Raw genomic sequence first — 21,800 nt, 5'->3', positions numbered from 1 at the left:
ATCAATACTTTTGTATTAATTACTTCCTTTGTGAAGAAAGGACGTTTAAAGATAGACAATGGAATATCAAGCAAAATATATAACAGAGGATATCAAACTTTCCTCGTACGATGACAAGTTCTTTAAGTCAGATATTATGTTCGACCATCATATGCTAATTTGGTTCATTTCGGGCGAAACCAAAATCGTACAGGCAGACGCTACTTATTTTTTTAAGAAAGGGGATATTTTTTTAATCCCCAGAAACCAACTGGCAACGATTATTAATTATCCTAAAGAGGGGCAGCCGCACAAAACAGTAGTGATGCATTTGTCAACAGAACGGTTAAGACATTTTTATGCTAAACTTAATGTGAAACCAAAAGCATCGGAATTACAGAAAATATACGTGTTCAATAGTCATCCTCTGCTGGAAAGTTGTTTGGCTTCATTGGTTCCATATTTTGAGATGCAAGAACTTCCGGAAGATATTGCATCACTGAAAATTACGGAAGCTGTCACTATTCTGCGAACCATAGAAAAAGGAATAGATAATCTGCTGGCCAACTTCGAAGAACCGGGCAAGATTGATTTAGCAGACTATATGGAAAGGAACTTCATGTTTAACCTGCCACTGGAAAAATTCGGTTATCTCACCGGTCGAAGTCTCACTACGTTCAAACGTGATTTCAGCAAAGCTTTTAATTGTACACCACAACGTTGGCTTACTCGAAAACGTTTGGAACTGGCACACTACCAATTTGTAGAAAAGAAAAGGAAGGCTATCGAGGTTTGTTACGAGACAGGTTTCGAAAATTTATCCCATTTTTCCTATGCTTTCAAAAAACATTTTGGATATGCTCCTACGGAATTGTTAAACCGATTGAGTTCGAATAATTAAAAATCAACTATGAAGAAGATAAGAGCAACAATCCTAGAGTTTCCGGAAGAATGGTCATCACAGTATATACTAAGCATCCTTTCCTAAATGCTGATTGAGCGAATAATCGATCTCAAGGTCGATCAGGTGGATTCCGGACGTATGGAGCGCCCTATGCAACGTATCTTCAAATGCGGCAACACTATCCGGCCTGTATCCGCTCACACCATAACTCTCCGCATATTTCACAAAGTCAGGATTCCCGAAATCTAAACCGTAATTTTCGAAGCCCATGGACTCCTGCTTCCACCTAATCATACCATAGGCATTATCGCGCAGCACAATAATTATCAGATCCAACTGAAGCCGAACAGCTGTCTCAAGCTCTTGGGAATTCATCATAAAACCACCGTCACCGCTTATAGAAACAACTTTCTTATCCGGATGTACCAATTTTGCAGCGATAGCAGATGGCAGACCTGCCCCCATGGAAGCTAATGCATTGTCCAGCAGCAATGTATTGGGCTTATAGGTGCAGTAATGGCGCGCAAACCACAGTTTGTACATGCCATTGTCCAGCGTTACCACGTCGTCCGCCTCAAGTATATTCCGAACTATATTGACTAGCCGCTGAGGTAAGATAGGAAATCGGTCATCTTCATCATACCGGCTCAGTAGTTCCTTGATCTGAACACGGGCTGCTTTTAATGAGGGAAAAGATTTTTTTTCTCCCAAATCCAGACCTGCGGATACATGATCAATAGATGTGGCGATATCACCTACAACGCTTAGCTGGGGATAATATTCCTGATCAATCTTGGCAGGACCATAATCGAGGTGTATTACCTTTTGGTCTCCTTGTCCCATAAGAAAGGGAGGCTTTTCTACAACATCGTGACCTACATTGATAATAAGATCAACTTCCGACAGTGCTGCATGAATAAAATCATCCTTTGACAAAGCAGCTGTCCCTAGGTAATAGGGAGATCTTTCGTCTACCAGACCTTTTCCCAACTGTGTATTAAAAAAATAGAAGCCGTGTAGTGCAATAAATTTCTCTAAAGCCTCATGAACCCCCGGTCTATTAGCCGAGGCGCCAATTAATATCAACGGATTTTTAGCGCTACGAATTAAATCTACAGCTTGCAGAATGGCATCTTCATTCGCTACGGGAAGACTATCAAATATTACAGGAAAAATCTCCACTTCGACTTCCTCCTGTGCTACATCTTCTGGCAGTTCCACATGAACTGCGCCGGGTCGTTCTTGGGTTGAAATCTTAAAGGCCTCCCGTACCATCGCTGGTATACTGGTACTGAATGACGCCTGCTTCGAAAATTTTGTGACTGGCTTCATCATAGCGACCACATCAATAAGCTGAAAACGCATCTGCTCGTTTTCTTGAATAGGCTTCTGTCCGGTAAGGATAAAAATTGGCATCCCCCCCAGATGGGCATAAGCTACTGCTGTCATCAAATTCGTAGCCCCCGGGCCCAATGTTGACAGTACTACACCTGGACACCCGGTCAACCGTCCATAGGTCGCTGCCATAAAACCCGCTGCCTGTTCATGCCTAGTAACGATAAATTTAATACTCGACTTAGTTAACGCGTTCAAGAAATCTATATTCTCTTCTCCTGGAAGCCCAAATATAAACTCCACCCCTTCATTCTCCAAAGCTTTTACAAATAGGTCTGACGCGTTCATTCAATTTTTTTTAAGTGTATGATGGTAACCTGATCCAGTAGTCTAACACTTAAGGTAAATTATAGTTTGCTCCGAATGAAGAAGATAAAGAGTCGAAACGCTTCTTATAAAGCCTTCGATGCCTCGACTAGTCGTTTTAATTTGGCATGGGTAATCTCAATGGGTACATGGCCAAATCCACATTCACTCGTCAGTATCAAACGATTAGCAGGAAAATAATCCAAGGCTGGCTTTATCCGCGCACGTATTTCCTCTACAGATTCCAGTTCATCACTACGCTGGTCTATCACGCCTATAGCCAGATCTCCTTTGAAATCCCAGATATCAAACAATTCCAGCATATTGTAGCTGAGCGTACAGTGTTCAAGCATGACTTCATCAATAGGAACCCTTTTAAATGCTTCAACTAAATCGGTGTATTTGGTGAAGTAAACTCGCTTCCGCCTCGGATTGCCACCACATACATGTAATCCTATACGCACCTTGGTAGGCAGCGATTCGATCAGCTCGGCGAGTATCTCGGCCGCCCATACACTTTCCTCTGGAGACTCTGTCCACATCGGTTCATCAAACTGCACATGCTCGCATCCCAGCGCTATGGCTTCAGATATTTCATCTCTCAAAACATTTGCCCACGCTCGGCATAGGGCCTGCGCATCGGGGTAAAGGTCTTTACGCTCGTTGACACTAAAGCGATACAACACATGGGGGCCCGTTACGGTCAGCTTTACCTCTACATCGGCAGGAGCTGCATCACGGGCTATTTTCCAGTTGCGGGCTGTATCAAAGCGTGGATTCTTAAGTTCACCAATCACTCTAGGGCATTCAATCCCAAAACCGGCAGTACCAAATGAAACCTTAGGCATATCCTCAAAGGTGATACCGTCAATACGTTTTTGGTAGAAATAATACATGTTTTCCCGGTATCCTTCGCCATCGGTGATCGTGTCCAGTCCCAGTTTGGCCTGGTCATTTGCCGCCCACTTGATGTAATCCTCCACTTCTTCACGGTTCATCACAGGTCGTTTCATTGTATCCTCCAGTTTTTCCGGGCGGGGATAACTACCTACTACTGTATTACGAAATCCTGACATATATCTTGGTTTTACTATCGTACTTAAATATCAATAAATATAGACCTTTTTTAGTAATTGATCTGCATCTCCCTGTTGCGGGCTTCCTCAATTTGCATCCTTACCCCATCCTCCAATGAACGGGGGATAAACCCGATCTCATCTTCCAGAAGAGTGCTATCGCAGCGATCCACCAGCGCAGTACGCGGTATGCTCTCGTCAAATTCATATTTTGCATCAGGAACAATGCTTTTAACCGTCTGCATTAGTTCTTCGGCCGTGACGGAATGCCCTCCATTATTGTATGCAAAATGGTTGAGCTTTGGCTTTAGGGAAAGGAGAACAAACTGCTCGGCTACATCGTCTACATAGATCCAGCAGTCGCGGGAATCTTTTGAAAATGGCAATTTTACTTTCTTACCGAGTGCAGGGTTTGTGGCAAACTCACAGGCCCACAGGACTGAGCCTCTCATCCGCCCATCACCATATACTATTGGTGGGCGCATAGCGGCGATGCTGACTCCTTTGGTTTTTATGTACTTCTGGGCGGTAAATTCATTGAGCATTTTCATCACACCATAGGTAAAAAAATGGTCGTCAAGGGAACAGAAATCCGTTTCCTTGACCGCATAATTTTCATCGCCGTATGCACTATGATTGGCTCCATAGATGGTTTCACTGCTGGCAAACACAAGGCGTGACAACCTATGTTCGACCACCATGTCAAACATATTGATCATTCCCAAAATATTGACGGAAGCTCCTCGGTGATGATCGGCTTCCACTTCAGCACTCATCAGGTAGGCTAAATGAACCACATGGGTAATATCCGGAAATTTGAGAAACACATCGTTGACCTGTTCCCTATTCGATACATCTAAGTTAATAAATGAGGTCTGATCTATCTGCTCCTGAATCTCGGCGAGCTCAGCCGTATTTTTGTCATATTTTAAAAGAGCAATTTGCTTCGTCCATTCAATATTCAGGTTCAAATCGGCAACCACCACCGGTATTTTACGTTCCCACAGATTGACCACTACACGTGCTCCAATAAATCCTGTACCTCCGGTAACTAAAAATTTCATATGTATAAAAAATCTTGTCGTGAGCTCGCTATGCTCGCTTTGACGTTTAATGGCCATATGGAATATTCATTTGTATTTCGCTAACGTGAATATTTCATAAATAATTCCTGTACGTACGTCGAACAGTTCTGCAAATATATAAAGAAATTGATCTGCTAGGCTCAAAAAGTTACATAATATCAGCTTTTGAGCGCATTTTTATGGCATCCAAAGCCCTCTGAACTTTTGAGCAACGGGCGTAAATTTATCCTAAAACTCCTTTTCTCCAAATTCACTCTTGGGTAGTTTTAAGACCTGATTTAACTTATGGAGATTAAAATTCAGATTAACTAAAAACACGTTCTTTTCATAAATATAATTGGTAGTGGTATAGAAATCATTGGAGAATGTTGTGATTCGTTGTTCATTCACGCCCCACTGACCAAGTTCCATAAATTGCCATTGTAATTGAGCTGTCATTGCTCCTTTCAGGAAAGCCTTGCTTAGGTTGAAGTGCGGGGTGACAAATCTTGAGTCCATACCTTGTACGGTTGGTCTTTCTGAAAGATAATTCACCTGTAGTCCAGTACTCCAGCTTTTTGGGAAATCCGCTTGGATACCGGCATTGATGGAATACACCCATTCTTGATTTTCCCTCGGTTCTTGGTAATCCAATACCTGTCCTGAAATTTTATAGTTATATACGTTAAGGCCACCGTTGACTTTCAGCCACGACAATGCGTTCCCCTCTCCTCCCAATTCCAGTCCATAGCGGGAGGCATAATCTGCATTCGTGAAAACTCGACGAAGGATGGTGTCTGTATAAACGGAATTTACCCTTTGAATTGGGTTTTTAGTATGTTGATAATAGGCATTCAAAAAGACACTTCCGGCTTTTAATTTTTTTACCAATCCTGTTTCTGCATTGGTGGTGAATTCAGGTAGCAACGCTGGATCTCCTTGCTCAAGCGTTTCGGAGTGTTCACGTTCAGGAATAGGGTTTAATTCAAAGTTATTGTTTCGTTGTACTCTTCTCGTTGCTGCTAATTTCCATGACCAACCTGAGCCTAAATTATGCATTAAATTGAAGGTAGGGTATAGTTGATGAATGGAATAGGGGTATTCTTGGTTGGTTTGTAGCAAGAGTAGATCACGCTGATAATACTCATAACGTAGACCTAATGAAAGCGCTGTATTCGTGAATTTACGGTCATATTGCGTAAAAAGAGCATGAACGTTATTGGTTGCATTCAATTTGCCGGTAAACTCTGGAATCAATTCAAGACTATTCGTTCCATTTTCTGATGCAAGGTACTCAAAATCACCTTTCTGCTTGTCGTTCCTTAATTGATAGCCTGTTAATAATTCTGCATTTCCTAGTGCCCAACTATGTTGTAAAGAAAGCCTTAAACCTCGCAATGGATTAGTATACCTGTTATGCGTCCATTGCACCGTGTCGACTCCATTCTCAATATTGGCATTTTCTGTGGAACCATAAATGTCGGCATATTCGTATATGGCACCCAATTGCAGGGAATGAGCAGCACTGATTTTGTATTGATAAGAGAAATCCAGTAAATAAAATTCTCCCTGTTTATTTTGAAGGTTAGGATTAAAGTAGTTGGTTCTGGATATTTCTTGGCCTGTAGATGGTTGAATCGTCCTATTGGTATAATGGATATCGGCAACACGATCTTGAAACCTTCTAGATGCCAGTACGCCTAAATTCACGGAATGTTTGTCGGATATTTCATAGGCACTATTTAGTCTGATTCCGAAATTGTATTTATCAAAGCTTCGTTCACCTTTAGAAGGAAAAAAGGTCTGACGATCCCCGATAATGGTATTTACGTCTCCTTCTCTAAATCCCGCATTGTCATTCCTTAAGTAGTTCGCAGAACCATTTAATTCCAATTTGTCTTTTCTATATTGGAAAGCAATGTCACCACCAAAACGCGTTTGGCTTTCGCGGTTATCATAATCGTCCATACTTGGAAGTCCACCTTGAAGGTTAAGTATCCAAGCAAATCCATTAACTGCAGATTTCTTAGTTTTTAAGTTAATGATGCCCCCTTTTCCATCTGGGTCAAATTGGGCGGTAGGACTAGTGATATATTCTACCTCAGCAACATCATTGGCAGCTATTTGACTTAATATGGTCACTGGATCCAGGAATGATGGCTTTCCGTTGATCAACACGATTACGCCAGTATTGCCCCGCATACTGATATTTCCATTGGCATCTACGGATGCTGAAGGTAAATTCTTAACGATGTCTAATGCCGTACCACCTATGGCATTTTTATATTGGCTAGCTTGATAGGTTTGTCTGTCGCTACTGTGTTTTTGTCCCGCTACATTGGCGGTAACCGTAACTTGTTCTAAACTATTATCGGCACTGGAAATAAGGATGGTTCCAAGATCTATTATCTTTTGCTCCTTGATTTCTACTGCAGTTTTCTTTTGATTATAACCGATGAATTTTATAGTTAGGCTGTATTTCCCATTCTTTAAATTGGAAAAACTAAAATTACCAGCTGTATCGGCGATCATACCGTCGACCACCCTATTACTGGCGTCCAATAAACCAATACTAGCGTAAGGGATTGGCATAGTTGACAGCGAGTCTTTAATGATGCCCAAAAGTTTTGAGTTTTGCGCAAATGTGGCTTGAATCGTTAATAAAAAGCAGAGTACAATGAAAAGTCTATTCACGAAGTTTACGTTTTTCCAAAAATAGGAAACAATGATAGGATTGCAGGATATTTTTAAATTTATACCATTGTTTTTTCAAATAGACTATTTTGATAAAAAATAAAATCGTCATTGGGAAATCAAATTAGCGACAGAATATTTAATAGCCTAGGCCTTTTCAGCAAAATGGTTTGATGTAGTTTTAATTGAAAACAGGAGATGGGCGCTAGCCATCTCCTGTTTTTTATAGCACATCCTTCAACTATTGCTTATTCTTTACTGTAAATACAGTTGCTACGCCACGTTCACCTTCATGGTCAAACTTACCATTATCGGACGGAAAATTCACGACCCCCTCGTCCTTCACCCAAGCTGTTGAAGAACCTCCCCCATCTAGGTTGAGGGCATTTGTGCAACCTAGCGCAGCCATCAGTTCGGAGAGCTGCGGAATGGTCAAACCCTGTGATTGAGAAGACCGACCATCCACGACCACAACAATCATTTTATTATCTGCGGTGACTCCGACTGCAGTACGGGGATGTCTATTCTGGTTGAAGACTACTTCTAATTGGGTCAGCTGTTTTCCTTCCGAAATCAATAAAGGCCCCCCCGCCAAAGCGATTGGTTCGGTAAGAGAAGACCAGCCCGCTGATGGCTTGGTCACGATACGAGGTTGACCGGCATTACTCAATACAAGAGCTCCGTTTTCCCTATAGCTGTTAAATCCATTTATTGTTTGATTAATAATCTGTCCTCCATATTTTAAAAAAACCGTGGATCCACCGCTAGTCGTATTGAAATAACTGCCGTTAAAAGCAACCAGTGCATCCTTCGCCGCAGCGGCATCACTTGTTTTCAAAAAACCCGACATTACGTACGGTATTTCAATCTGAAAACCCTTGCTCAAGTCGATTTCAAATATGTTGACATACTGCTTGGATTCAAAAATTTGCGTAAACTGAAAATACTTCCAAACTACTCCTGCCGACACCTCCTTTTTCTTCCATTCCGCCTTTGCCAATAATTCCGTCAGGTCTACCTGCTGTTCCTGAGAATAATCGTAAGGGAGCTGGGTTCCGTCATCCTTTTTACTACAAGAGATAAAAAGGAATAGTAGCATCAAACTATATAAAACATTCTTTTTCATGCGCTTATTTATTTATGCGTGTATATTATCTATGATTTAAATCATCAATCCATTTCAATTTTAAAATTTCAGGCTTGCCTTGTAACCTCAAATCCTTGCCTATGCGAACGGTCTCCCTATTGCGAAAAAGCGCTAGCGTTCCGCTATCCTTATCGGCGATGGCCGACGCCACATTGCTATTTCCCCAGGAAAAAGGCCAATCCTTAAAATAATTACCTGCCACAGTTTCTTCCACAAAAACAAACCTCCCTTTCTCCTCTTTAGCAATCAAGATCTTTTCCGGTGCAAACAACAGTAGTGTTTCATTCCAAATCACACCTGTCGAAAATGCAGCCTTTTTCCAAGAGTTGGGTATACCCTCAATCCATTCTTCCCATGCTTCCTCGCCGACGATCTGTTTTGAGCTTTTGTCAACTTTCAACAGGCGATTACCACTTCGTATCCACCAAAACTCACCGGCATCTATAAAAGCTCGCGAACAGTCGGGGCACAATGTGTTCAAAAAAGGAAAAACCTGTTTACTTTGTCGCAAAGTAAACGAACTGTTACCCGCGTCAGTCGCATAAATCAGATTGCCCGAAAGGTAGTACAGTGAATCCGACGATGACCAGACCGCTTCAGGAGTGAGCCATGTTCCGCGCAACACAAACTTGTCATTATCGGGTTGTCCATTAAAAATGGAAACATAGTCTACTTTATCCGTTTCCTTGGGTATCAGATTACCTTCGATATAGAAGCGGGCTATTACTTGATCATACTGCTGCAACCTAGCCGCTACCGAAATGGCATGCCAATGATTAGACACGACAAATACGGTATCGCCAGGCTGTATAATTTGCTGATCATACTCATCCCGCAAAACTCTACTAAAGATATAATTCTGCACCGTAGTCTTGGCATTCTCTTCTTTATAGATCTTTTCTCCTTTGACACCCTTAGCTTGCAGTCCCTGTTGCATCCTCGTCGCCTCGCATACACCCGAGCCATGCGCACCGCATCCACCACTGACGATAATCTTATCGATAGATTGGATACGATATAGTCGAGCGGCGATTTCGATCCGTTCTTCTAATGTCGTTGGGTCTGCCGATCCCAAGACCAACATAACGGTCTTGGGGTTAGCAGCTATCCCTAGGTTTATTCCTAGTATCCAATACACGGATATCCACAGTATTTTCTTCATCTTATTTCACTTTAGCCCCCATGATAGCCGAAGATCTGTTTTCTGCGTGGATATCTGCAGCTATCACATCATCCAGTACCGGATTATAGGTCTGCGCCAACGCTTCCAATTGCGTACCATCCAATCCATAGGATAGTGCCGGATTATTGTCCCCTACTGGTAAGAAAGCACTATTCAGCATCGTGGCAGGAGAAAACGATACGCCAGCCACAATAGAACCTGCATCTCCGTAGACCGCCGCTGTGATGGCAGAATTCTTGATAACCGGAACTACTGCAGCATTATCGGCATGGGAATCCACGTCCCGAGAGCCACTGCGCTGCGTATTTCCCGAGATGATTGAATTGACGATAGTTAGATTATTCACCAAAGACTGTCGGAATACCCCTCCGCCAGGTCCGGCAATCTCGTTTCCAGTTATTGTACAACTGATGATATCCGCCTTACTTCCTGCATACAGCATCACCCCTCCACCTCCATTAGGCGACGTGCTCTTATTGCCGATGATCAGACAATTAACAAGGATCGCTTCCGATTTTTCCCGCATATATATGCCTGCACCAAATGACGTGTTACTGTTATTTAGCACTTCCGAATTATATAGATGGATCGTTGCATTCGGATAACCATGTATTCCTGCAGCCGTACCTCGTGCGTAGTTGTTATTAAATTGCGATCGGTAAGCTGTTAAACTCGCATCAGCGACCCAGGTGCCGCCACCATTGTTATTATTGTTCGAATTATTACTTACTTTCGAATCTTCCATCGTCACCTTCGCTCCTGCGAACACATACATACCGGCTGCAAAACCTGCAGTCCCCTTGTCTGCCGTCGCTTTATTATCCATAATCTCTACCTGCTTCAGGTGTACTATAGCATTTGCTATGACTATGCCCCCACCCTGCCCACGACTGTAGCGTGTTCCATTGATAGTGGTATTGGTGGTCCTGTCGGTTGCATTTCCACCACGAATCGTGAGTCCTTCGAGATACACCTTAGATTCGTTGTCCAGTACGGCCGTCACCGTTACGGTATGGAAGGCCTCTTTACCCGATGTCATTTTCCCATCCAATATCGTCTTATAGCGAGCTGCATCTGGTGTAGCACCAGGCTGGGCATCCACGGCAAAACCTCCGATCAGCGAAATATTCTTCGAAATTTCAAAGGTCATATCCGATTCTTCATTGGCGTCTCCGTTACGGATGGTCTTCGAAGGTGTATACACCCCCTCCGCCAGATAGATCGTACTACGTGTTGTCGTTTGCTCCAATGCCGTATTCAAGTCGGTCGGCGAATTCCAAGACTTCCCGTCTCCCGTACCGTCTACCGTTACATAGAAAACAGGAACTTTACCCGACTCCTGTACTACGAGCACCTGTTTGACATCTGTTTCGTTAATCCGCACCAGAATAACTCCTGTACGCTCGTCATCGGCATTAGTCACTACTGTAAATCCCACACGCTGTTTTCCCTTGCCATAGGCCACTGTGTCTAGCTGTATCCAATCCACATCCGATTCGACCGAAATGGTCTGGTTTGACAGTACTTCAAAATTGTAGGTGTTGGACTTACTACCTACCTCCATATAGTCTGTGCCCATCAGAAGCTTTTCTACAAACGGGTCCTTATCCTTTTTACAGCTGCCCAAGCCCAGGAATATGAGCGCAGCAAGCAGTATATAGTTCATATTGTTCATTGGAATAGTTTTTTAAGAGTGTAAGCGTTTCAACAATATGCGTCCACATTTTACACTCGGTTTATTTTTTTAAATTCTTACCTATAAAGTATTTAAATATTGATTCCATAAAGTCTGATAGCAATCCACCAGTTCCTGCTCGTCCGCATATTTACACTCATGCATAAATACACCGCTATAGCCGATTTGATCTAAGGCTTTAAAAATTGCTACCCAATTGTTTTCTCCGCGACTATCACAAGGCAGATAGTGGTACTCGGCCTGCCCGTTCCCATTCGATACGTGCAGGGTCTTCACCCGTTTGCCGAATGCCAGCAACAATTTCTCCGGTAGTGCGATATGACACATATCTACCGCTAATCCCACCTGTTTAGGAAAGTGCTTAAAGATTTCCTGACATTCCGCTACCGTCCTTAACAACGGCCGTTCACGCTCGCCTACTGTCAGTTGTGGTCCCAGCATATTCTCCACCACCATTTTTGCTCCGTGGTCACGCACACCTTTATACAGTTCTTTTACCGACTTGATTAACTGTGTTACTCGATGCTCGCGCTCGCCTTTTTCGAGGTAATATGAGGGATGGAACAGCACAATTTGCGGTTTCAACGGTCGGAATAACGCTACAACTTGTAGATGTGCCTCTATCACTTTTTGTCGGGTATCTTCATCCAAAATGGACAAATCCATTTGCTTTGAAAAAGGCATATGGATAGACCAAACCTTCATTCCTGAAGCATCCAATATATCTTTTAAGCTGTCTATCTTTTGAGTCCAGGAAATTGCAGAATCCTTGATGCTCAAATCCTTGCCGAGCACGGCGGATACACCCGATAGTTCGATATAATTGATACCCAAAGATTTGGCATACTGCATGCGTTCCAGCGATATCTTTTGAAAATCTAGGGCATAGCCTATTTCATTCGTCTTTCTTGGTTGCGCAGTACCGGAGAAAGGAACGATTAGCCACAGCCAAATAACTATATGGATAACATTTCTCATTATTCGTCCCATTTTGGATTTTGTTTCAGGTTATCATTCAGCAGCAGATCCTCGGTAGGCAGTGGCGCAAAATAGTCCCTATCTTCCCTAAATTTTCCATCTTGCGGAAAAGGATCTATATTTCCCGCCGGCGCATTCTGTGCACCTGTTATGGGATTGCGTAGCGTACGTTGGTTGATATTGATCATCGATGTTACGGACGAGGGTGCTCCCGAAGTACTACCGGTATGTACAAATACATCAGCCGCGCCGTCGCCGGTAAAATCATAAGCCCCTACTCCTGGGAAATACACCCCTACAATAGGTTGCGTAATCTTCAGTCCCTCTTTCCAACGCATCAGGTCATCCCAGCGGAAACCTTCGTTAAATAGCTCAGCACGTCTTTCTCTTCGTATTTCCAAAATCGCACCCTTAAAAGCCCCCTTGTCCACATTGGGATACATAACCTCTAAATATGGATCCGCATTTGCATTCGCTTGTATCAAATCGAGATTAGGCATACCTGCGCGCGCACGCAATTTATTAATCGTCAGATTCAGATCAGCTTGTGTCAGTAAACCTAATTCAGCCCTTGCTTCAGCAAATATGAGCAGCGCCTCAGCGTAGCGGAAGAGAATGATATCAAAATAACCAGCTGAGGTAGCCCATTGACTACGCTCCGGCAAAGCCTTGACCAACCGGTAGCCGGTCGTCGTAATGGTCAAATTGACAGGCTCATTTCTCGTTTCGCCATTCACCCGAAAGTCGGGCCCAGCTGTAGTCTGCGTAAGGCGAGGATCTCTGTTTTGCATTTCCTCGTAAAATCCCATCGTGTTATAGTTGACTTTATCGGTAAATCGCGAACCGTCGCGCATCAAATAACTATTGATGAGATCCTTGGGTAACCCATAAGATCCAGCGGTAGCTGAGGTAAAAGAGTATCCCAAAGAATGTATTTTGATTCCTAGTTCATAATCAACCGCTAATATGGTTTCGGTGTTATTCTGATTAATTAAGGAAAATAAATTTCGATAAGCCGACTCCGCCCCACCTTCAGTATACAATGTATATGCCCCCGTACTGATCAACGCATTCGAAGCCTCAGCAGCAAGCGTCAAATATTTATTCGCATCCGCAAGGCCATGATATTTTCGGAAAGTTCCTTCAAAAAGTGCTGCTCTAGCTTTTAACAGCATTGCTGTATACCTAGTGATTAGATTCAACTGCTTTTCGGCCGGAATATTTGCTATGGCATAGTCCAGATCGGCCATTACCGAATCCATCACCAGCGTACGTGAATCTCTAGCTTTATACAACTCCGGATCGTTAGCATCTAGCACCTTTCCATACCAAGGCACATCACCAAACGTCTTTACCTTATCATAATAGAAATATGCTCGAAAAAAGCGTGCAATACCGCTATATTTAGCTTTGGCTCCTTCATCCGCTACCTTATGGTAGTTGGCAAGAAAATAGTTTATTTTACGTAGACTAGTCCATGACCAGCCATCTCCTGTGACCGGAACTACCCGTGCACCACGTATCCGTGGATCCGGGTTCAGCGGCATGAGGTTGTCCGATTTTGCATCCTCGGTATAATTTCCTGTACCGGGCAGCATGGCATAAAAGTCATTTGTCGCTACTTCCAGATCTTTCGCCGTATTGAAAAAATACGGGGCTTCGACCTGATCCTCCGATGCCCGATCCAGAAAATCTTCGTTACATGAGGAGAAGAACAGCGCAGTTACGACCCATAGTCCAATTGTCTTTATATTTAAGTTCATGAGTTTCATATGTATATAACTTGTTTTTTATAAACCCAACATTACACCAAAAGAATATGTTTTACCCATAGGATACACCCGTTGGTCACTTCGATCATCCGCTGTCGCCGGAGATGAATAATTGATTGCAGACCCACCTTGCTCCGGGTCAATGTATTTAGTCAGCTTCCCAAAGCTCCAGGTAAACATATTTTCGCCACTGAAGAATATGCGCAATCTATCCACTTTAACTTTTCTCGTCAATTCTTGTGGGAGTGTATACCCGACAGTAAGGTTTTTCATGCGCAAATAACCCACATTTATCAAGTAATAATCATTAATCTCGTACAGGGAACGTCTGTTTTGCAACGAAGAATACCCCCTATATATCTGTGGATAAGTGTTCTCCTTATTATCGGGAGTCCAGGCATTATCGATTAAATCCTTCCGAATGAAGGATAGATAGGGTCGTTGGTATGTCCCCCAATATAATTCTCCGGTCGGATACCAGTCTTGTCGAGCAACTCCAGCTACGGCAGCGGACAAATCAAAATTCTTCCATTTTGCATTGAGGTTCAGACCGAAAGGGAAACGTGGCATGGCGTTACCGATGCGTTCGAGGTCACCGTGATTAGTCAACGTATTATCGCCTTTATCAATCTTACCATCGCCATTCAGGTCCAGATATTTAATATCTCCTCCACGCAAAACACTCCATTCGCTGTTCTGCATGATGTTTAGAACATCATCATACACTTGGCCCAACGAGGTCGAAGGGTTATCAAAAGATTGCTGATAGGCCAATGCCTCTTCATCCGACTGAAACTGTCCATCAATACGGTACCCCCAGATTTCGCCCAAACGCTGTCCCTCATAGTAGGAGCTCAATAAACCTTTGGGATTATTATACTTCATAATGATACCTTTAAAATTAGAAACGTTTGCCGTCACATTGAAACTTAGCGGCGCGCCTGCCATTTCAAACTTGTCCTGATACGAAATACCTATTTCGTATCCATCGTTACGCAGCGCAGCATAATTTTCCTTAGGCTCATTCGCTCCAAATACAGACGGCAAAGGTTCGCCGGGCAGATACATCCCTTCGACGTCCTTGCGATACCAATCTACATTAAAGAACAATTTGTTCTTGATCAAACCTAAATCTGCTCCAAAATTTAAACTCTTTGTGGTTTCCCATGTTACGACACTAGGTAGTGGAGCAGGCATCTGTGCTATGGTGAGCATATTGCCCATATTGAGCCAACTGTTATTCCGAGCGACGTTCATCAGTTCTTTAAAGGTGTTGACATCTACTGTCTGATTGCCCAACTTGCCGTATGAACCTCTTAATTTGAGGGAAGGTACGTAGGGTTTGATATCTTCCCAGAACGTTTCCCGATCCAGTTGCCATCCCAAGGAAACCGACGGAAAGAACCCCCAGCGGCTATCCGTAGGGAAACGCGATGAGCCATCGTAACGCGAGTTTATCTCTAGTAGATATTTATTGTCATAATCATAATTAAAACGTCCGAAAAATCCACGCACAGCCCAATTCAGCGCAGAACCCGTCATACTATTCATCGTGGTCGCCAACGCCAGGTTTGACAGATTGTCAATCAGCAGATCATCTCCTTTCACGCCGATAAAGTCTCGATCAAATTCCTCTTGGTTAAAACCCAGTAGAAGTTTAAAATTATGTTTATCCATCAAAGATTTTTGATAGGTAGCAAATAGATTCATCGCATTGTACTTATCTTTCGAACGCTGCTCCTCTAGACGGTTTATTCCCACCGTTTGGTTGTTCAACCGATTCCCGGACAAATAACTAAATTGATTTAATCGGAGGGCCAAGTTCGTGTTTTCAATGCGATTGCTATAGTCAAAGTTGATCTGCAGTCCTTCGAGAGGTCTTGCAACAACACGGAAAGTATTGGTAAACTCTTCTGTATTGCTTTCTCTCCAGCTTTTACCCGACACCAGTCCTGCATTACCTCCTTGGCCGCCAGAGCCAGTACCGATATCGGTAGGTACACCATCCACAAGGTTAGGGTAGAAAGGCATCAGGTTATACCAAGTCGTCGTACTCCAAAGTCCACCAAACCCATTGGAAAACCCGCCATAATCTTTATCTTTTTCATTGATAAACTGCACATTGCTGGATATCTCCAACCACTCATATGGAGTAAAAACTAGATTTGCTTTCATGTTCTGACGGTCCATACCTGCGTCTTTATTGATATTATTAATGCTTTGGCGTTCGAAGACGCGTCCAGACAAATATCCTTTCAGTTTATCCGATCCTCCGGATACCGATATATTGTGAAAATTGGAGGCTTGATATTTGCGGAATAAGTAATCCCACCAATCCGTTTTATAGAAAAATTTGTTCGTACCATCCGCCTGCAGTTCGTGAAAGGGTTCAATCTCTCCCCGTGCCACCATTTGAATGGCTTCCCAATCCATGGCATTGTATTGGCTATAACTGCTGCCATTGTATCCGAATATGGCCGCATCCACCGTCTTCGCATAAACATAAGGGTCGGAAATATAATCGGTCCGCGCAGCGGGTGTAGTCCAGCCAAAGTTATTCGTATAATTAACCGAAGTCGTACCCACCTTACCCGTTTTGGTAGTGATCAATATCACGCCAAAAGTACCTCTCGCTCCATAGATGGCAGAGGATGCCGCATCTTTTAATACCGTTACTGATTCGATATCATTTGGATTGACGCGGGTGATATTTCCTTCAATCCCATCGATCAATACCAAGGGTCTGCCTCCATTGATCGAGTTAAATCCACGCACATTGATATCGGGCGTAGCCGAAGGGTCACCGTTATTGATCTGAATATTCAGCCCCGGCATTAAGCCTTGCAAGGTCGCGGAGATATTCGCATCCGGCCGCAGAGCGATATCCTCTGCATTGATCTGCGCGACTGCGCCTGTGAGATTGGCCTTCCGCTGCACACCATATCCTACCACGACTACCTCATCCAGGTCACTCTTCTTGGTCTGTAAAACAATGTTCAGTGGAGTACCTACCTCATATGTTAACAACTGCTCTTCATATCCGAGTGCTGTGATCAGTAGCTGACCTTCATCCTGTACCACAGGTATGGAAAAAGAACCATCCAATTGCGAGGCCGCAGCAATATTGCTCTCTACTAAACGGATAGATGCTCCGACCAAAGGCTCACCTTCACCGGTCCAGACCACGCCGTTGATCTGTCGCTGCTGCACATCCTCCAGTACTGTACCACCCATTTCCACAGCCTTCTTAATGAGAACGGTCTTGTTCTGCACAACATAAAAGAGTCCGCGGGGGGTAAGACAGGCATCCAGTACCTTCTTCAAATCCACATTTTTAACATGCAGGTCGATTTTGTCCACATACTTCAGCTGGCTGCTGTTGTAAAGAAAATCTAAATTAGTTTGCTCCTGAATCTTAGCCAGCACATCAACCAGTTCGGCTTGTTGTACCGATAAGCTCACCTTCTGTGCATAAGTGCTTCCGCTCGCCTGTAAGAAGAAACCAAAGAGCAAGAATGAATACAACTTCATCATAAGTAAACAGGTAAACAATCGACGATGAGTCCGCACGATTGCAGTAATATTTTTATACATTTGATAGGTATTTGGTAAATATTATTAATTCATAACTGATGCTATTTCCGGGTACTATCGAAGAGGGGATGTTGCTGCATCTCCTCTTCTCCTGTTTGATATCCAATTCTTACTTCATCACGATCACCCTCCCTTCCTGAATATCAAATCGTAAATCAGACACCTGCTCTATACTTTCCAGGACATCCTTGAGTTTTTTCGAACGTTTTATACTACCTGTAAATTGATCTGAAGATCCAGCTTTAAATTCCACACCTTCGATAGGATACCACTTGGCGAGATCGGCCATTATTGTTCGTATAGACTCGTCCTTAAACCTAAAATAACCGTCCCGCCAAGCCAATACATTACCGATATCCACGTTTTTACGCAGCTGGATCGTATTCGATGAATGGACTACGGCCTGTTGGCCAGGTTTTATGCGCAATCGGTTCCGGTCGGCACCCACCTCCACGGACCCCGAAAGTAGCGTGGTTTCTACCTGCCTGTCTTCATTATAAGCCGATATATTAAACTTCGTTCCCAATACGCTTACCTCTGTATTTTTGGCATGTACTACAAATGGTAGTTCTTTGTTGTGTGCGACTTCAAAAAAAGCCTCACCCGAAAGCGCCACTCGTCGTTGCTTCTCTCCAAAGGCGGCATATACCTGCATGCTGGAATTGGAATTGAGATACACGATCGAGGCATCAGGGAGCATCAGACGTAGACTAACGCCCTTAGGCGTCACAAAATGATGCTTTTCATCGGCCTGAAAAAAATCAGCCTCCCGATCTTGTTTCATGACGATTGTACCATCATCCAAACGCATGATAGCCAACCCTTTGTAGTGGATTGTATCTTCCTTTATTTCATCCAATGACATCTGCTTTCCATCAGCAAGCGTAATAAAGGCATCTTCTTGAGGCAGTTCTATTTCCCCAGTCGAAACAGCTGGCTGCATCGATATCACTTCATCCATATGCTGTCTGACATCAAAAATCTGATACGCCACCAAGCCTAATAAACCCGAGACGAGGAGCACAGCTGCCACCTTTCCGAATTGTACTAAGCGCATTTTCCATGAGCGTGGAGCGGTAGCTGTTATAGCTCTCCCCTTTTCGTCTATCTGACTCAAAATACCCTGAAAAACACGATCTTTCTCAAAGGCCCTATTTTCTTCCGTTTCTACCAGCTCGTCCACTGCCTCCAAAAAATCAGCCTCATCCAAGAGGGACATATAGCTATCCAGCTCCTCCTGCTCCTTTTCGTCGAGCGTACCAGCCAGATAACGCTTAAAAAGAATCCGAAATTTATTTTTATCCAACTTTTTATGTGCTTAATCTATAGACAGTACACCTAAGTAAGACCATACGACTAGTTGAAATGAAAAAAAGTAGTTGATTTAGATATTAGATGTGAAAAAGTGGAAATTGATCACTGGCTACCGAATTAGATATAAAAAAACAAAGATGAGATAATTGTAATCCGCTTGGGTTAGCGTCTTACGTAAACTTTTTAGGGCCTGCGTGATATGGTTTTTGACCGTATTGGGAGAAATTCCCATTTCGCTTGCGATCTGTTGATGACTGTAACCTTCCATACGGCTCAGTCTCAAAGCTGTCTTTTGTTGTTCTGGCAATTTTGCGATAGATCGCTCGAGTTGACTTTCCAGCTCTCGGAGATCCAGTTTTTCCTGTACATCGTTGACAACTATACTTTCTACCTGCCCGAGGTACTTCTGCGCGACGCGGGCATGCCTTAATTGATTATAACAGAGCCGCTTTGCGGTTACGTAAATCAACGGCCAGATATCCTGGTCTATTCGGATCTGCTCACGACTGCCCCATATCTTTACAAAACAGTCCTGTACGATCTCTTCCGCAACAGCTGTATCTTTCAACAGCTTATGAGCCAGATCGAAAACCAATGGGGAATAGGTATCATACAGCATCCTGAAGGCCGCTTTGTCCCCTTGTTTAATTTGTAATAATATCTCTGTTAAGCCTGCAATCATGGTGTCAGCTATTACCTGAGGATAATTTAGATTCTTGATAAAGGTAGAGACAATAATCTAAAAATCCAATCCGACCCAAAGATACAGTTGGTATATTAACTTAATATTAATTTAAACAACCCAACCTGTAATAGGCAGGACAGATTCTAAAATAGGAAAACACTGATTGCTGCAGGCACACAGTTATTGTTCTTGCAAAAGACTTCGAAATAGCGGTATATAATCTTGGAGCGTTCTCAACAAGGAGTTGGCAGCAATTCTTTTCCGACACGTCAGAATTTACTTCCGAGTCAGCTTCCTTTACATCGCGTATTTTTTTTCGTCATTTGATATTAATTAACTATTTCGCTTCGATTGATATATCGACCATCCTCCCAAACCGACCATAATACCAATGGAAAGCGTGATCCATAAGGCTTTTCCATCAGCAATAAGTGCCAGCCCTACAAAAATTAACGAAGTTATAGCCAATGTTCTCGCTAAAACTTTCAAACCGTAATTATTTTGTTCTTCACTGCTCGTTTCTTCCTCATCTTCTTCCGCGGTTTGACCCACTATGTGCCGTTGTCCTTTTTTATAACGTACATAATCATCGGCGAGCTGCCCTTTACCTCTAGCCCATACCTCATATCCCGCCAGCAGTACAAAAGGAATCACAGCGCCGGCTAGCATCTCTTCAGCCCGGGTCAATGAGATTGCTGTCAACAATGGATGTATAAATTTTAGGTACACATTGATCGCTAAACCCAAGATAGTACACCAAAGAATAGACTGTCCGGTATGGTATTTGGAAAACAGCGCCCATACCGGCGGCCCATACAACGAACATCCTGTTACCGCCCCGACACTCAATACGATCTCTACGATTCCTCCGACCGAAGGAACCAATAGCGCAACTAGAATTGTAATCAGCCCAAAGACCACAACAGCCATTTTCGCAATAAACATCAACCCCCTGGGGTTAGTATGGGGTCGTACAGACTTGTACAAATCATTAGTAAATACGGCTGCAGAAAGATTTAGTGTCGTGTTTACGGAACTTGCCGTTGCAAACACCATGCCGCCCAACATCAGTCCAAGTAACCCCTTAGGAAGCACCTCTTTACACATCATCAGGTAAGCTCCTTCGCTCGCTAATCCCGATAAATTGGGATTAACCAGCCTATAGATCATGGGGGGTAGCATCCAGATAACTGGACTGATAAGATAAAGCCCCGCAAATAGATAGCCTACCTTACTGGCTGATTTAGGGCTGTCTACTGTCGTATAGCGCTGGACATATGCCCAGTTTCCTCCAATAAAAATTCCGTTATAAACTCCGAACGCTAATAGAAAGAGCCAGGAATATTCCCCATTTACTGGCATAAAAAAATCGGGAGGCGCATTCGTTAACAGTTCATTGACACCTCCTATCCGGTCGAAAGCAAGGGGCACAACTATAAGCACCGCAGCAGTTAATACAACAAATTGGATCACATCGGTTATCATCACTCCCCAAAGTCCGCCAATTACAGTATAAATGATAATAAGTATACCCAGCAACAAAATACAGGCCTCAATAGGATATCCCGTAGATACGTTGATGATCTTTGCTACGGGATAAAGAAATGCCCCAGTATACATTAATGATATCAGCAAAATAAGGTAGCTGTAGAACTTTTGCACCGTGACTCCTAATCTTCGAGATACAAATTCTGCTGCTGTCAGAGCTCGGGATCTTTGCCAGGCAGGCGCTATAAACATTCCAACAACAAGCCCGGCAACGCACATCGTCATCTGAATAGCAATAGCTACAACGCCGTGTTGATATGCAATAGCGCCCCAAACCACAAATGTACCGGCCGAGAAAAAACTCATAAACAACGACAGCGAGCTGATCCGCCAAGGCACGGCACCTCCTGCAGCAAAATAGGATTTCATGGATTTGCCTGTTTTTCTAAAAGACAAACCCGCCGCAACAATGATTACCGCAAAGACGAGAATGACAATATAATCTAAAATATCCATTTTTCTTAT

At 43.3% G+C, this 21,800-nt stretch carries 14 protein-coding genes; 1 reads left to right on the top strand and 13 read right to left on the bottom strand.

The genetic code is table 11. The annotated features are described in order from the left end of the window. The first annotated feature begins 58 nt into the window (after positions 1 to 58). Positions 59 to 880, top strand: coding sequence for a helix-turn-helix domain-containing protein (locus FAZ19_RS00925; protein ID WP_136818725.1), 822 nt, complete (start codon positions 59 to 61; stop codon positions 878 to 880). 69 nt (positions 881 to 949) lie between these two features. Here FAZ19_RS00925 and FAZ19_RS00920 read toward each other — a convergent pair whose 3' ends face one another. The 13 genes from FAZ19_RS00920 to FAZ19_RS00860 all read right to left on the bottom strand — a co-directional run bounded on the left by FAZ19_RS00920 (position 950) and on the right by FAZ19_RS00860 (position 21,791). After that, complete coding sequence (locus FAZ19_RS00920) at positions 950 to 2,566, bottom strand: acetolactate synthase large subunit (protein WP_136818724.1); 1,617 nt, start codon at positions 2,564 to 2,566, stop codon at positions 950 to 952. A gap of 104 nt (positions 2,567 to 2,670) precedes the next feature. Then, positions 2,671 to 3,660: a cobalamin-independent methionine synthase II family protein gene (locus tag FAZ19_RS00915; protein ID WP_136818723.1), complete on the bottom strand. Its 990-nt coding sequence runs from the start codon at positions 3,658 to 3,660 to the stop codon at positions 2,671 to 2,673. 50 nt (positions 3,661 to 3,710) lie between these two features. Then, complete coding sequence (locus FAZ19_RS00910; RefSeq protein ID WP_169305527.1) at positions 3,711 to 4,724, bottom strand: NAD-dependent epimerase/dehydratase family protein; 1,014 nt, start codon at positions 4,722 to 4,724, stop codon at positions 3,711 to 3,713. Between the two features lie 249 nt (positions 4,725 to 4,973). Then, positions 4,974 to 7,418: a TonB-dependent receptor gene (locus FAZ19_RS00905; RefSeq protein WP_136818721.1), complete on the bottom strand. Its 2,445-nt coding sequence runs from the start codon at positions 7,416 to 7,418 to the stop codon at positions 4,974 to 4,976. A 241-nt stretch (positions 7,419 to 7,659) separates the two neighbouring features. Beyond that, a complete protein-coding gene (locus FAZ19_RS00900; RefSeq protein ID WP_136818720.1) occupies positions 7,660 to 8,544 on the bottom strand; it encodes a phosphodiester glycosidase family protein in 885 nt (294 codons plus the stop codon). Between the two features lie 25 nt (positions 8,545 to 8,569). Further along, complete coding sequence (locus FAZ19_RS00895; RefSeq protein WP_136818719.1) at positions 8,570 to 9,727, bottom strand: YdcF family protein; 1,158 nt, start codon at positions 9,725 to 9,727, stop codon at positions 8,570 to 8,572. A gap of 1 nt (position 9,728) precedes the next feature. Continuing rightward, on the bottom strand, positions 9,729 to 11,423 hold the full coding sequence (locus FAZ19_RS00890) for a right-handed parallel beta-helix repeat-containing protein (RefSeq protein WP_136818718.1): 1,695 nt from the start codon (positions 11,421 to 11,423) through the stop codon (positions 9,729 to 9,731). Between the two features lie 81 nt (positions 11,424 to 11,504). Further along, positions 11,505 to 12,422, bottom strand: a complete 918-nt coding sequence (locus FAZ19_RS00885; protein WP_169305526.1) for a sugar phosphate isomerase/epimerase family protein — start codon at positions 12,420 to 12,422, stop codon at positions 11,505 to 11,507. Beyond that, entirely contained in the window at positions 12,422 to 14,185 is a 1,764-nt protein-coding gene (locus tag FAZ19_RS00880) for a RagB/SusD family nutrient uptake outer membrane protein (protein ID WP_136818716.1), read from the bottom strand. Before FAZ19_RS00880 ends, FAZ19_RS00885 begins: the two co-directional genes overlap by 1 nt. Positions 14,186 to 14,212: 27 nt before the next feature. Then, positions 14,213 to 17,728, bottom strand: coding sequence for a SusC/RagA family TonB-linked outer membrane protein (locus tag FAZ19_RS00875; RefSeq protein ID WP_229707331.1), 3,516 nt, complete (start codon positions 17,726 to 17,728; stop codon positions 14,213 to 14,215). Positions 17,729 to 17,897: 169 nt separating this feature from the next. Next, a complete protein-coding gene (locus FAZ19_RS00870) occupies positions 17,898 to 19,094 on the bottom strand; it encodes a FecR family protein (protein ID WP_136818715.1) in 1,197 nt (398 codons plus the stop codon). Between the two features lie 117 nt (positions 19,095 to 19,211). Continuing rightward, positions 19,212 to 19,784: an RNA polymerase sigma-70 factor gene (locus FAZ19_RS00865; protein ID WP_136818714.1), complete on the bottom strand. Its 573-nt coding sequence runs from the start codon at positions 19,782 to 19,784 to the stop codon at positions 19,212 to 19,214. A gap of 336 nt (positions 19,785 to 20,120) precedes the next feature. Beyond that, a complete protein-coding gene (locus FAZ19_RS00860) occupies positions 20,121 to 21,791 on the bottom strand; it encodes a sodium:solute symporter family protein (RefSeq protein WP_136818713.1) in 1,671 nt (556 codons plus the stop codon). Positions 21,792 to 21,800 lie beyond the last annotated feature (9 nt).

The sequence above is a fragment of the Sphingobacterium alkalisoli genome, assembly GCF_005049105.1.
Lineage (GTDB): Bacteria > Bacteroidota > Bacteroidia > Sphingobacteriales > Sphingobacteriaceae > Sphingobacterium > Sphingobacterium alkalisoli.
Note: the sequence above shows the minus strand (reverse complement) of the source record. Positions and strands in the feature narration are given on the sequence as shown.

Excerpts from the sequence above, each read along its gene's own strand:
- FAZ19_RS00860 (WP_136818713.1), bottom strand. The coding sequence starts at position 21,791 with ATGGATATTTTAGATTATATTGTCATTCTCGTCTTTGCGGTAATCATT.
- FAZ19_RS00915 (WP_136818723.1), bottom strand. The coding sequence starts at position 3,660 with ATGTCAGGATTTCGTAATACAGTAGTAGGTAGTTATCCCCGCCCGGAA.
- FAZ19_RS00875 (WP_229707331.1), bottom strand. The coding sequence starts at position 17,728 with ATGATGAAGTTGTATTCATTCTTGCTCTTTGGTTTCTTCTTACAGGCG.
- FAZ19_RS00925 (WP_136818725.1), top strand. The coding sequence starts at position 59 with ATGGAATATCAAGCAAAATATATAACAGAGGATATCAAACTTTCCTCG.
- FAZ19_RS00885 (WP_169305526.1), bottom strand. The coding sequence starts at position 12,422 with ATGAGAAATGTTATCCATATAGTTATTTGGCTGTGGCTAATCGTTCCT.
- FAZ19_RS00920 (WP_136818724.1), bottom strand. The coding sequence starts at position 2,566 with ATGAACGCGTCAGACCTATTTGTAAAAGCTTTGGAGAATGAAGGGGTG.
- FAZ19_RS00910 (WP_169305527.1), bottom strand. The coding sequence starts at position 4,724 with ATGAAATTTTTAGTTACCGGAGGTACAGGATTTATTGGAGCACGTGTA.
- FAZ19_RS00865 (WP_136818714.1), bottom strand. The coding sequence starts at position 19,784 with ATGATTGCAGGCTTAACAGAGATATTATTACAAATTAAACAAGGGGAC.
- FAZ19_RS00880 (WP_136818716.1), bottom strand. The coding sequence starts at position 14,185 with ATGAACTTAAATATAAAGACAATTGGACTATGGGTCGTAACTGCGCTG.
- FAZ19_RS00895 (WP_136818719.1), bottom strand. The coding sequence starts at position 9,727 with ATGAAGAAAATACTGTGGATATCCGTGTATTGGATACTAGGAATAAAC.
- FAZ19_RS00890 (WP_136818718.1), bottom strand. The coding sequence starts at position 11,423 with ATGAACAATATGAACTATATACTGCTTGCTGCGCTCATATTCCTGGGC.
- FAZ19_RS00900 (WP_136818720.1), bottom strand. The coding sequence starts at position 8,544 with ATGAAAAAGAATGTTTTATATAGTTTGATGCTACTATTCCTTTTTATC.